The following is a 12,450-nucleotide window of genomic DNA, read 5'->3' as shown; positions in this document are numbered from 1 at the left end:
CATGGCCACTATCGGCAATATGTATCCCACCCTTTCCGACCTGAAGAAGCAGGGCTGGGGCGACGACATTTCCACCATCATCGACATGCTGGTGCAGTTCAACGCGATGTATGAAGACGCGCCGATCTTCGAATGCAATATGGGCTCGTCGCATCTGACGACGGTGCGCACCGGCCTTCCCGTTCCCACCTGGCGCAAGCTCTACAAGGGCGTTCTGCCGACCAAGGGCACGACGGCGCAGGTGAAGGACGCGACCGGCATGCTGGAAGACTGGTCCGAAGTCGACGCCAAGCTGGTCGAAATCGCCAAGAACCCGGCGCGTTTCCGGCTCAATGAAGCCAAGGCCCATATTGCGGGCATGGCGAACATGCTGGGCTCCACTGTCTATTACGGCGATATCGACGTGAACCCGGAGCGCTTTACCGGCCTGCATGCACGCTTCAATTCCAAATCCGCCGCTAATGGCCGCCAGATCGTCGATGCCGGCGGCACGGGTTCGGACAACACCTCCATCTGGTTCGTGACCTGGGGTGAGGATTCCGTGCACCTGCTTTATCCGGAAGGATCGAAGGCCGGTCTGCAGCGCGAGGACAAGGGCAAGACCACCAAGGAACTGCCCGACGGCTCTCTCTACGATGTGTACCGCGAGAAATTCCAGCAGGATATCGGCCTTTCGGTGCGCGACTGGCGCGGTGTGGCGCGTATTGCCAATATCGATATTTCCGATCTGCGCGCCAACCCGACGGCCGGCGGTGCCGATCTCATCAACCTGATGATCGACGGCTATTACGCACTGCAGAACCCGAACCAGCCGAACGGCAAGACGGTGATCTATGCCAGCAAGACGGTGCAGACCTTCCTGCACAAGCAGGCAATGAACCGCACCAATGTAAACCTGACGCTCGACCAGAGCCAGGGCAAGCCGATCGTCTCCTTCCTTGGGCATCCGATCCGCCGCGACGACAATATTCTCGAAACAGAAGGGCAGATCGTCTGAGGACGGTCTGGAACAGGTGACACTCCATGATTTTTGACGCACAGAATCTCTTCTCGGATGCGCAGGCGATCACCGCTTCGACCGTATCCACCAATGTCATCGACTTCGGCGCATCGGGCAAACCCGTGGGTGCAGCTGCTGCGATCCGCAAGGATCTAGGCCGCGGCAAGAAAGTCGATCTTCGCCTGCAGATGGTGGAGACGGCGCTTGCCGCCGGTGCGGCGACGCTGACCGTCGATCTGCAGACCGACGACAATGAGGCGTTCTCCTCGCCCCGCGTGGCCTGGACCTCCGGCGCGATCCCCAAGGCCTTGCTTGTAGCGGGCTATGTTTTTCCGCTGGAGTTCTTTCCGCGCGGCGCCGACGAGCGCTTTGCCCGTCTTGCCTATACGGTTGCGACCGGTCCGCTGACGGCGGGCAAGATCACCGCCGGTGTGGTGGCCGCCTCGGAGGACAATAATTATGACTAAGACCGTGATGGCGACCCGGGCCGGTGTCTACGGGCATTTTCGCGAAGAGGGCGAGGTTTTCGAGATTGCCACAGAGGCGCATTTCTCGCCCTTCTGGATGAGCGAGATTTCGCCGGAAGAGGCGCTGGCGCTGCAGACGGCGGCGCGCAAGCGGGCGGAGGATCATCGCCAGGGAATCGGCACCGCCCATGTCGACAATGCCGAGATCGAGGCGCTTCGGGCCGAGATTGCGCAGAAAGACGCCGAAATTGAGCGGCTGACGCGCAATGCGCCGGTTGCTTCTGCCGAGAAGACCGCGGCGGATGTGGTGAAGATGGCGGGCGATCCGGGCGTCGAGTTCATGACCTTCAAGGCGGCGGCGCGCAAGCTTCTGGGCGAGGCGACGCCTTCGACCAAGGCGGAGATTATTGCCGCACTTGAGGACAAGGTGAGCCAGGGGTGATGTTTGCGGTCAGTTGAAGGACTGGCCTGCCTCCATAAGCCCATTGAAAGATGGGTCCTCGGGTCAAGCCCGAGGATGACCCAAAGTGAATGCTGCATACCGCATCCTGAACCCGGCTCAATCCAGAGCCGGGTTTTCTATTTTGGAGAAGCGAATGTCATCCGTTACCAGCATCTGCAACATTGCGCTGTCCAATATCGGCAAGAAGACCATTTCCGACATAGACGAGCCATCGACCGAGGCGCGCACCTGCAAGCTCCACTATGCGCTGACGCGCGACCGGTTGCTGCAATCCTATGAATGGGAATTTGCCAAGACCATGGTCGATCTGGCGGAGGTTGCCAATCCGCGCCCCGAGCGCTGGCGCCACGCCTATGCGCGACCGCAGAATTGTTTGAAGCCGCTGCGCATCGTACCAGCGGTGCTGCTGCCTGGCGATGCAGACGATGTGGCCTATCATGCCACCGAAGGGCTGATCTTTTGCGATCAGTCTCCGGCGAAGCTGGAATTCGTGCGGCAGTTCGACGATCCGGCGCGCTATCCGCCGCTTTTCGAAGAGGCGTTGAGCTGGGCGCTGTCGGCCAAGATCGCCATTCCGCTGACCTCCGACCAGTCCACCCGCAAGGATGCCTACCAGATTGCGGCCTCGTCTTTCGAGGCGGCGAAGGAGGCGGATGCGGATGAAAATCGATCGAGCTGGACCGACAGTTCCACGCTGATGACGGCACGGGGTTGAGGCGATGGCGATTTTGCGCATGATGCAGCCGGCCTTTACCTCCGGCGAGTTGAGCCCGGCGCTGTGGGCCCGGGTCGATGTGGATAAATATCGGTCCGGTCTCAAGGTGGCGAAGAACATTTTCATTCATCCGCATGGCGGTGCTTCCAACCGCAGCGGTCTTGAATTCATTGGCCGGACGCGGGGTTCGGGCTTTGCCATTCTGCTCCCCTTCATTTTCGATGCGGAGACGGACCAGACCTATAATCTGGAATTCTCCCATCTGAAGATGCGCGTCTATCGCGCCGGGAGCCCGGTGCTGGAAACGGCAAAGGCGATCACTGGTATCTCCGTTGCCGCAAATGGCGTGGTGACGTCCGCAGCGCATGGCTTTGCGAATGGCGACGAGGTGTTCCTGTCCGGCGTTGCCGGCATGAGTGAGCTGAACAATCGCAATTTCATTATCCGCAATGTGACGGCCAATACGTATCAGTTGGAGGACCTGCTGGGTGTGGCTCTCTCCACGCTTGGCATGCCGGCCTATGCGGGTGGCGGTACGGCGCGGCGCGTCTACGAGATTGCCTCGCCCTATACGGCGGACGAGTTGCGGCGCGTGGTCTTTGCCCAGGAAAATGATGTGATGTATCTGACGCATCAGGCACATCCGCCGATGAAGCTTTCCAGGCTTGGCGACGCCAACTGGCTGTTTTCGCCGCTGACCTTTGTGCCGCAGATTGCCAAGCCGACGGGGGTGACTGGCAATGCGGTGTTCAAGAGGAAAGGTGGGGCAACCGCAAACGTGTCCTATCGGATCACGTCGGTCAGCGCCTCGGGGGCAGAGAGCGCGCCCTCTGCCACGGTGACGGTCAACGTGCAGTATGAGAACGAGGATGGCCGGCGCATCCGGCTGACGTGGAACGCCGCGACCGGTGCCAGCCTCTACAGGGTGTACCGCACCGACAGCGGCGACGGCTTGCTGGCGGAGACGCCGGTTCTCGAAGCCGAATTCGGCCAGACGGAAAATAGCGGCAGTGGAAAACAGCCTCCAGCAAGCTCTGCCGCTGGCGCGCCGCCGGTGCCGACGGGCGTGACGGGGGCGATCGTTTACGGCAAGGAGATGAAATATGTGGTGGCGGCCATCTCCGATGAGACGGGCGAAGAAAGCCTGCCCTCCGAGCCTGCGACGCTGCGCAACGACATGGTCTATCGCGGCAACCGCAATGCGCTGTTCTGGACAGCGACGCCTGGGGCAGGAAGCTATGTGGTCTACCGGCTGGACAATGGCCGCTATGGCTATGTGGGCAAGACCGAGACGACGAGCTTCACCGACGAGAATATCACGCCGGATCTGGCGAGCGGCCCGCAGGAGGGATACAACCCGTTTGACAGTGCCGGCAATTATCCGGCCTGCGTGAATTTCTACGAGCAGCGGCTTGCCATGGGCGGCACGGCGAATGTGCCGGCGGGGCTTTGGCTCGGGCAATCCGCCAATTATGAGAATTTCGGCGCGGCCTCGCCGGTGAAGGCAAGCGACGCCATCACCTTGCGCATCCGCTCCAAGGAGAAGAACCAGATCCGCGCCATCAGCGAGTCTCGCGGCATGGCGGTCTTCACCACGGCCAACGAGTTCAATGTGGCCGGTAGCGGTGAAGAGATTATGACGCCGACCAATATGGTGGTGAAGAAGCAGAGCAACCGTGGCTCATCCTGGTTGCAGCCCATTGCGGTGGGCGACGTGATGCTGTTTGCGCTGGCGCGGGGCGGGGTTATTCGCGACTATTCCTATGAATTTTCCAACGACAATTTCACTGGCCAGGATCTGACGATCATGTCGCGCCATCTGTTCGAAGGCCGGCAGGTGGTGTCCTGGGCTTTTGCGCAGTCGCCCTATTCGATCGTCTGGGTGGTGCTGGACAATGGGCAATGCGTGAGCCTGACCTATATGCGCGAGCATGAGGTGTGGGCGTGGACGCGGCATGAGACGGACGGTCAGTTCGAGGCGGTGAATGTGGTGGCCGAGGGCGACGAGGACGCGGTCTATTTCGTCATTCGCCGGACGGTGGATGGCAAGTCGCAGCGTTACATCGAGCGAATGCATTCGCGCCTCTTTGCGGTGTCCGAAGATGCGTTCTTCGTCGATAGCGGGCTTTCCTATGAGGGCACGCCGACGAAGACGATGCGCGGGCTTCACCACATGGAGGGCAAGACGCTTGTGGCGCTGGCGGATGGCAATGTGGTGCGCGATCTGGTGGTGACGAATGGCACGGTGACGCTGCCGATTGCCGCCTCAAAAGTGCATGTGGGCCTGCCTTATGAGGCGGAGCTGAGGACGCTTGATGTCGATCTCGGCAATGTGGGCGAGCTCGGCACAGTGCAGGCGAGGAACAAGGCGATCGCCAATATCACGCTCAGGGTGGAAAAGACCCGCGGTATCTGGGCCGGGCCTGCCGAGGATGCGCTGGTGGAGCTGAAGCAGCGTGAGTTCGAGAACTGGAGCGAGGCGATCCGCCTTGCGACCGGCGATGTGGAACTGACGCCGACGGCGGACTGGACGAAGGGTGGGACGATGATCATCAAGCAGTTCGATCCGCTGCCGATGACGGTTCTGGCCATCATGCCGGATCTCAGGGTGGCAGCGTGACGGTTCGGGTGATCGAGGCCAGCATCGACCATGTGGATGTGATTGCGCCGCGGATGCGTGAGGCCGACCGCGAGGAGGTGTTCGCCGCCGTGGGACGCGGACCGGCCTCTGCGCTGTTGCATTCGCTGGAGCTGTCCGACTTTGCCCATACCGTGTTGTTCGACGATGTGCCGGAGCTGATGTTCGGCTGCGGCACGACGAATATTCTGACCCGGACCGGTGCGCCGTGGCTGCTGGGGACCGATGCGCTGGAGCGGCACGCGCGCGATTTTCTGCGTGGCTCTCTCCACTGGGTGACCGAGATGCGGCAGCGCTACACGCTGCTGCAGAATGTCGTCGATGACCGGAATGTGGTTTCCAAACGGTGGCTGCAATGGCTGGGCTTCACGCTTTCCGACCCGCAGCCCTTTGGCTATGAGCAGCGCCCTTTTCGTATTTTTGAGATGAAGGCTTGAGGCATGTGTGATTTTGGTCTGATCCTTGGCGCCGCCTCGACCGTGATTGGTGCGGCCGGCGCAAAACAGGAAGCGGAGGCAAGTGCCGCCGCATCCGAATATAACGCGAAAGTCACGGACATGAATGTGCGGCTTTCCGAGAGGCGGGCGCGTGATGCGCTGGACCGCGGCAAGCTGGAAGAGCAGAAGAAGCGCCAGGAGACCGCGCAGATTACCGGCCAGCAAAGGGCAGCGATGGCCGCCAATGGTGTGGACCTGACCTTCGGCTCTCCGCTGGATCTGTTGGTCGATACTGCAACGCTTGGCGAGATCGACGCGCTGACCATTCGCCGCAACGCCGCAAACGAGGCCTATGACTTCGATGTGGCGGCGGCCAATGGCCGGGCGGAGGCCAGCCTGGCGCGGGCAAACGCCAAGAACACCCGCAAGGGCGGCAACCTGAAAGCGATTGGCACGCTGCTGACCGGAGCGAGCAAGACGTTTGGCGATAGTCCGTTGTTCAAGCCGAAACCGGGGACGGGATGAGCGCCCATTGTTGGTCGGGGCTTTTCGAAGCCCTTCAGCCGTCAAGGCGTCTTGGCGAAGGGGTCTTGCTGCTTTGCATCTTCGGCGCTTTTGCGGAGCATTTTTTCAGTCTCGTCCTGGCAGGCGCGCATTTCGTAAACCGCCTGGGTTGCTCCCTCGAGCTGAAAGTTTGCGACTTCCTTTTCAGCATAGGTCACGCGCAACTGAGTGCTTTTTTGAGCCTCCAGCATGAATTTGCCGCCCATCTTCCCGACGCTCAGGTCTTGCGATGTCTCGCTCACCGATGCGATGGCGTCCACCTCCAAAGGTACCTTTGAATCGAAGGTGAAGAGCAGCGGGTAGACCTTCTCGTCTTCCAGTGATTTCCACTTCTCGTTCCTCAACAGAAGATAGAATCTTGGAAATTCCGTTGCGAGATCCATGCCGAAATGCAGGATCGTATCGCCCTTGGAGCGAAGCGCCACATAGCAGCCAAAATTCCGATCGGGCTCCACGGCCACCGACCAGTTACCAAAGGTTCCCCATTCAACAGGAGCGGCATTGGGGCTGAATGGCACATAGAGAAGGCATGCGGCGAGGAGGGTGCGTTTCAGGAGCCTGTCCATGTCTTTCGCCTGATCATGCTGGATGGTTGTTTTGCCGGATGTGGTTGTGAGAGCTCTGTTTGACCATTGCGTTCATCGACTGCACGTGGAGGCTACTGCTATCTTGATCACGGTTCAAAGGGATCTTGTGAAGACGGTTTCCTGGCGGAGGGATCGGATGTGTCGGACTCTGTTCTTGAGGTTTTCAAGAGTTCGTCAGTCGTCTTCTGACAGGCGTCCATTTGTTCTACAGCCTTTTCGACGCCGCTCAGGGAAAGTCGAGCGATCTCCTTGCCCTCGTAAAACATCTTGACGGTCTTGCTGGACTTGAACTCATCAAAAAAAGCGCGCGCGACTGTTTTCATCGCAAGTCTACGGGTGGATCCCTGGACGTAGGCTCCGCTCTCTGTGTCCCAGGTTTCTTTCTCATCAAAGCCGACACTGACGGAGTACACTTTTTTATGCACCAATGACTTCCATTTCTCGTTCTGAAAGGAAATGAAAAATCCGGGCTTACCCGGTTTGAAATAGCGCCCAAAAACCAGAACATGACCGGTGTCAAACTCGGATGCGACGACACAAGCATGACCAAGGTCCGGTTCCATCTGAACCGTCCAGGTGCCAAATTCGCCCCAAAGGATCGGGTCTTTTACCTTTGATGCGTCCTGCGCGGCGGCGGCGAAAGGCATGCAGGCCAGGAGGAGGGCGGCGATTGCCTGTTTCATGTGAGGGCCTGCTTTATTTTGGCTATCGGCAAGGTGGTGAGATTTGCGCATTTGTGCATGAGTCGAAATGCCTGTCGAGTGGTTTTGCCTTGGAAGCGTCTTGCGTCCGATAGGTTGCGCAGAGGATGATCTCACCCGTCAGCTCAATACTTTCGGGCTGAGGGTGTTGACCAGATTGCGCGAATATCGGCGTCGCGTCAGATGGTTACCGCTTCATGGCTTTTTGGCGAAAGGGTCGTCAGATGCGCTTGATGCAGGCGGCTTGGCGAAAGGATCGTCCGGCGAAGTCTGGGATGAGGGCTTGGCAAAGGGATCATCTTGTGGCTCGGCCAATGGCGTTTTGGCGAAAGGATCGCTACCCGCTTCCAACGACCTTTTGGTGCCTTCCGTCATCATCGTCTGGCAGTCTCGCACTTCGGAAAACGCATCCGTGGCGCGATCGAGCTTGAGCGTTGCAACATCCGAGCCGTCCAGATTGATGCGCAAGGTGTCGTGCTTCTGGAATTCGTCGAGAAAATCGAGCCTATCGATAATCGCCAAAATCTGCGGAACCCCGCCTGCGACGATCGTCTTTGCGCTCAACTTTATTGTTGGACTGGAACCGAACTTAAGGCGCAGCGTGTTGGCCTTGTCCTCTTTAAGAAACGTCCATTTCGCGTTTGCCAAAGTGAGGTAGACGTAGTGATCTCCTGCCTGACGGGAGAGGCCGACGGTCAGGAATGTAGCATCCCTGTAGGTCCGTTCGGCGTAGCATCCAAGGGTGTCGACTGCGTCAGTGTAAACGGACCAATGACCGACAAATCCCCAAAGGGTTGCTTCCGCCCGCGCCGTGACGGGTTGGAATGCAAGGGCGGCGATTGTTGCCATTTGCAGGGCTCGGAGTAGAATTGGCGCTTGCAGCCATCGCGGTTCAAACATCACTGGCTGCTCTTTGGTAGCGACGGCTGCATGTATTTCTGGCACTCGAGTACGTCCGCCATGGCACCCGAGACGCCTTTCAGTTCAAGCCTTGCAACGATCTTGTTGTTGTAAGAAATGCGAAGAACGTCGCTGTTCTTGAGCTGATCCATAAATTTCTCGCTGCGGGTCAGAGAGCCGAGCATATAGATCGGTTTGGCCACGCTCGCTATTGCATTGAATTCCCAAGGATTGTGATCGCCGAGCTGGACGATGATCGGATAGTGTTGACGGTTCTCGATTGACGTCCAGTTTTTACTGTGGATCGTAAACATGTATCCCGACTGCTCCGCCTGAACGTAGGTTACCACGCGCAAAAACAATGCTCCTTCAAAGGGTGCCTCAAAATAGCAACCGCCGGTCTCCCTCCATTCACCGATGTTCCAACCCTTCAATCTTCGTGCAGGGGTATCGTTTTCGCCGGAAGAGGCGGCCCATGCAGGGCCGGCGAGAGAGAGGCAAACAAGCAGTGCTGCCACGGATCTGGCTGCGATGCTTAAGGTTTTTCTGGCCAGATTTGAGTGCATCGGTACCTTGGAGCTTTGGTTGAGGAAATGCTCGCCCCCGTCGGGGCGACATCGAAAGCTGGTGTTACAGCTTAAAAGGATCATCCGATGCTTTGACGGACGGGTCTTTTGCGAAAGGATCGATGTCTTCAGCCTTCGATTTCAGCTTATTCAAAACTTCGTCGGTCTTCTTCTGGCAGGCGTTCATCTCGCTCACGGCCTTGGGAGCACCGTCTAGCGAGAGATTGGCGATCTCTTTGCCTTCATAGAAAAGCTTTGTGGTGTCGCTCGTCTTGAACTCTTCAAGGAAACTCTCATCACCCGTGGAGATCGTAAGTGCGCGTGTGACATCATTATCCTTCACCAATGCCGACGCTTTTGCATCCCAAAGTTCGTGATTGCCGAACTGGACGCTGACCGGGTATTCCTTCTCGTCCTCCAACGACTTCCACTTGGGATTGTTGAACGAAAGATAAATTCCGGAGCCTGTCTCATTGCGGAAGCGTCCCAGTCTTATGAAGACGCCCGCATTGTAGATATGCGCTACGTAACAGGCGTTGCCAACGCTAGGGTCCATGAGAACCCGCCAGCCTGCGAATTCGCCCCAAGGAACAGGTGCGTCCGAGGGCGCGTCCTCTGCTGAAGCTACAAAAGGCATGCAGGCCAGAAGAAGGGCGGCGGTTGCCAGTTTCATGCGCGGGCCTGCTGTTCGGGTGCGGTATTGGTTTGAGACCTGGATATTTGCGCAGGAGTTGGAAGGGCTGTCGAGTCGTTTCTTCCAGGCATGCGTGTGTTCTCACAGGTGAGAATGCGCATTCCAGCCGCGAGTGAGGGCTCGGCCAATGGCTGCAGCCTGCTCTTACAAAATCACGAGATTAGATGTTGCCAGGCGTTCTTCGGGGCGCCTTTTTCATGGAGTGCGCCATGGCTGAGGTTCCGGTCAAACAATATTTTCGCCAGGCTGCCGTGCCTGTTTATCAGGGCAGCGTTGCCCAGCGGCCGATCCTCCAGCAGCCACTGACGGTGAAGGCGACGGAGAATGATTTTGGTGCGCAGGTGGGCAAGGGCATGCAGTCTCTTGGCGAAGGGCTCGGCAAGATGGCCGAGTTTGCCAGCAAGCTGCGCGACCTTCAGGCCGACACCACCGCCAAGGACAGCAAGACCGCCTTCGAGCGTGCAAAGCTTGCGTTGGAGCATGGCGAAAATGGCTATCTCAACACAAGCGGCCAAGGCGCTGTCGAAGGCTATCCCGGCTATGAAGACGCGCTTGCCAAGCTTCAAAAGACCTTTGAACCGAAAGACCCGCTGGCGGCGGGACGATATGAGGCGATGGTCGCTCCTGTGGTGACGACCAGCCTGGAAGCCGCCATCAAGCACAAGGCGCAGGGGCAGAAGGAGTGGGTGGGCAAGGCCGCTGAAGGCAGGCTTTCTCTTGCCAAGGACCAGGCGATCGCAGGGTACAACAAGCCCGAGCAGATCAATTCCGCGGTGGCGTCCGGCGTCAACGAAATCCACAATCTCGGTAAGCTGAACGGCTGGACGCCGGAGGTGATCGTGGCCAAGGCCATGGACTTCATAACGGGACTTCACACCGGGGTCGCCATGACGATGGCCGGAAAGCCTGGTGGGGCGACCGCGGCGATGGAGTATCTGAAGGCCAACAGTGCCCAGGTGGACCCGAAGGCGCGGACCGAAGTGGAGAACAAGATCAGGCCCTTTGCAATCGACGAGAAGGGCAAACAGATTGCCACGGAGATCGTATCCGAGAAACGAAACCCCGCCGGTGCGGTTGACAAGGTTGTGACGGGCGCTGTGGATAAGGCTCCGTCCGGCAAGGCTGATACTGGTTCTGGTGAAAATGCTGGCACGCGAGGCGGTGCCAATGCCGGCAAGGACGTCGGCAACACCGCTGACGGTGGGGATGCGAACGCTCGGTCGGGTCAGACATCGGCACATGGCGTGGACGGTTCAAAGGCAGAGGAGCCGCAACGCGGTGGGCCGACGCGGGCGAAAGCGTTTCTCGTTTCAATCTCGGCAAAGCCCGATCGACCCGGTGACGCGCTTCCGCTTGACAATGCCCTTGCCGAAAACACCAAGGCCTTAATCGAGGATGCGCCAGAGGACATTCGCAAGGGATTGGGGGTGAGCTTTGTAGACCCGACATCACGCGCCTCTGCTGCCTCAGCGTCTTCCGTTTCAAGTGGGCGCAGCATCCAGTTGACCTATCAGGGGCGGCCGCTGGATCAGGCTCCGGCTCAGGTTCTCGACTGGCTTCACGATAATGCCGAGCAATATGGTCTGCGGTTTCCCTATGAGACCGATCCATCCTCCACCGCGCCGGAGGCGTTCGGACGTGGTGGCAGCACTCTTGTTGCGGCGCGGGACGGGGTTGCAGCGCGGAGCAACATGCTGTCCGAGGCAGAGGCAGTGAAACGCATCAATCAAATTGCAGATGAAGAGGTCAGAGCATCCACGAAAAGGCATTTTTCTAATGAAGTAAATGTGATTTCGAACGCAGAGATCGAGAAATCCAGATCGGCAAAGATGGAGGTTCTTCAGGCTGTTATGAATGGGAGGCCGGTTTCAGACGTAGCGCTGGACGTCCAGATTGCAGCCGGTCCTGACACGGTCAATGCCGCCAAGGAACTGGAGGCGAAGAGCCTTGAGGCTAAGTCCAAGCTCGATCTCTACTATGAACTTTCAATGAAGAGCGCCGTTGAGCCGCATCAATTCCTAAAGGTGGATCTGACGGTGCCGGAGATCGTCAACAATCTTTCCCGTGAGCACTGGAAGAATTTGCACGACAAGCAGATGTCGGTGCTTAACCGGGAGATAACCGATGAACGCGATGGCACCTTTTATAAACAGGCGTTTTCAGAAGCGAGTCTAACGCTAAAAGCTGCGGGAATAAGAGACGCGAGCAAGATCGTCCGCTTTAATGCGAGGTTCCAGCATGAAATCGATCAATGGGTGAAGCGAAAGGGTGAATACCCGACCTTTGCCGAGAGACAAACGATGATCAACATGCTCACCATGGAAGTGACCTACGTCGAGAAGAGATCTTGGCTCTCCCCCATGAAATTGATCGACGATGATGAGGACCAAGTGGGTAAGGGCTTCATGTTCGATAATGATTTACGGCCAGAAGGATCTGAGGTCAGGGTGGTTGCTAAATACGAAAGAATAGGCATCGAGGATCGAAAGCGGATCTACAAGGCTCTTATGAGAAAGTACGGGAGAGCGCCAACTCCAGGCGAGATCGACAAACAGTATCGGGATGAAGCAATGGAACAAGTTGGCACCGATTGAACTTGTCCGCCCTCTGTGTCTTGCGGCCTTTGGAGTCGGGTGCCTGATTTCGCGTCGTTGCGAGAGCACTCGTCACACTCAGCGCAGGATTGGTGATAATCTCTGGCTAAGCCGTGCATCATCT

13 protein-coding genes are annotated in these 12,450 nt (G+C 58.1%); 8 read left to right on the top strand and 5 right to left on the bottom strand.

Features of this window, described 5'->3' with window-relative positions; genetic code table 11:
* Position 1 precedes the first annotated feature (1 nt).
* The 7 genes from EYC79_RS13575 to EYC79_RS13545 all read left to right on the top strand — a co-directional run bounded on the left by EYC79_RS13575 (position 2) and on the right by EYC79_RS13545 (position 6,245).
* Positions 2-997 (top strand): major capsid protein, encoded by a 996-nt coding sequence (locus tag EYC79_RS13575; protein WP_062439585.1) that lies wholly within the window; start codon positions 2-4, stop codon positions 995-997.
* Positions 998-1,023: 26 nt separating this feature from the next.
* Positions 1,024-1,467, top strand: a complete 444-nt coding sequence (locus tag EYC79_RS13570) for a Bbp16 family capsid cement protein (protein ID WP_130978341.1) — start codon at positions 1,024-1,026, stop codon at positions 1,465-1,467.
* Positions 1,460-1,909, top strand: coding sequence for a hypothetical protein (locus EYC79_RS13565; protein WP_130978340.1), 450 nt, complete (start codon positions 1,460-1,462; stop codon positions 1,907-1,909). Before EYC79_RS13570 ends, EYC79_RS13565 begins: the two co-directional genes overlap by 8 nt.
* 154 nt (positions 1,910-2,063) lie before the next feature.
* Positions 2,064-2,645, top strand: coding sequence for a phage connector family protein (locus EYC79_RS13560; RefSeq protein ID WP_112358587.1), 582 nt, complete (start codon positions 2,064-2,066; stop codon positions 2,643-2,645).
* Positions 2,646-2,649: 4 nt separating this feature from the next.
* Complete coding sequence (locus tag EYC79_RS13555; protein WP_130978339.1) at positions 2,650-5,265, top strand: ubiquitin-activating E1 FCCH domain-containing protein; 2,616 nt, start codon at positions 2,650-2,652, stop codon at positions 5,263-5,265.
* The gene (locus EYC79_RS13550) at positions 5,262-5,720 is read left to right on the top strand and encodes a hypothetical protein (protein WP_130978338.1); all 459 of its coding nucleotides are present in this window, start codon (positions 5,262-5,264) and stop codon (positions 5,718-5,720) included. The genes EYC79_RS13555 and EYC79_RS13550 overlap by 4 nt, the downstream gene beginning before the upstream one ends.
* Before the next feature lie 3 nt (positions 5,721-5,723).
* Positions 5,724-6,245: a virion core protein, T7 gp14 family gene (locus EYC79_RS13545; protein WP_112358584.1), complete on the top strand. Its 522-nt coding sequence runs from the start codon at positions 5,724-5,726 to the stop codon at positions 6,243-6,245.
* Between the two features lie 41 nt (positions 6,246-6,286).
* Here EYC79_RS13545 and EYC79_RS13540 read toward each other — a convergent pair whose 3' ends face one another.
* The 5 genes from EYC79_RS13540 to EYC79_RS13520 all read right to left on the bottom strand — a co-directional run bounded on the left by EYC79_RS13540 (position 6,287) and on the right by EYC79_RS13520 (position 9,711).
* Positions 6,287-6,850: a hypothetical protein gene (locus EYC79_RS13540; protein WP_130978337.1), complete on the bottom strand. Its 564-nt coding sequence runs from the start codon at positions 6,848-6,850 to the stop codon at positions 6,287-6,289.
* A 107-nt stretch (positions 6,851-6,957) separates the two neighbouring features.
* A complete protein-coding gene (locus tag EYC79_RS13535; RefSeq protein ID WP_130978336.1) occupies positions 6,958-7,554 on the bottom strand; it encodes a hypothetical protein in 597 nt (198 codons plus the stop codon).
* A 213-nt stretch (positions 7,555-7,767) separates the two neighbouring features.
* Entirely contained in the window at positions 7,768-8,421 is a 654-nt protein-coding gene (locus EYC79_RS13530; protein WP_130978335.1) for a hypothetical protein, read from the bottom strand.
* Positions 8,422-8,471: 50 nt separating this feature from the next.
* Complete coding sequence (locus EYC79_RS13525; RefSeq protein WP_130978334.1) at positions 8,472-8,990, bottom strand: hypothetical protein; 519 nt, start codon at positions 8,988-8,990, stop codon at positions 8,472-8,474.
* Positions 8,991-9,102: 112 nt separating this feature from the next.
* Positions 9,103-9,711, bottom strand: coding sequence for a hypothetical protein (locus tag EYC79_RS13520; RefSeq protein WP_130978333.1), 609 nt, complete (start codon positions 9,709-9,711; stop codon positions 9,103-9,105).
* 230 nt (positions 9,712-9,941) lie between these two features.
* On the opposite strand from EYC79_RS13520, the gene EYC79_RS13515 reads away from it, so the two are divergent.
* On the top strand, positions 9,942-12,326 hold the full coding sequence (locus EYC79_RS13515) for a hypothetical protein (RefSeq protein ID WP_130978332.1): 2,385 nt from the start codon (positions 9,942-9,944) through the stop codon (positions 12,324-12,326).
* Positions 12,327-12,450: the final 124 nt, after the last annotated feature.

The organism is Agrobacterium cavarae, from assembly GCF_004310285.1.
GTDB lineage: Bacteria > Pseudomonadota > Alphaproteobacteria > Rhizobiales > Rhizobiaceae > Agrobacterium > Agrobacterium cavarae.
This window is presented reverse-complemented; position numbering and strand designations above follow the sequence as displayed.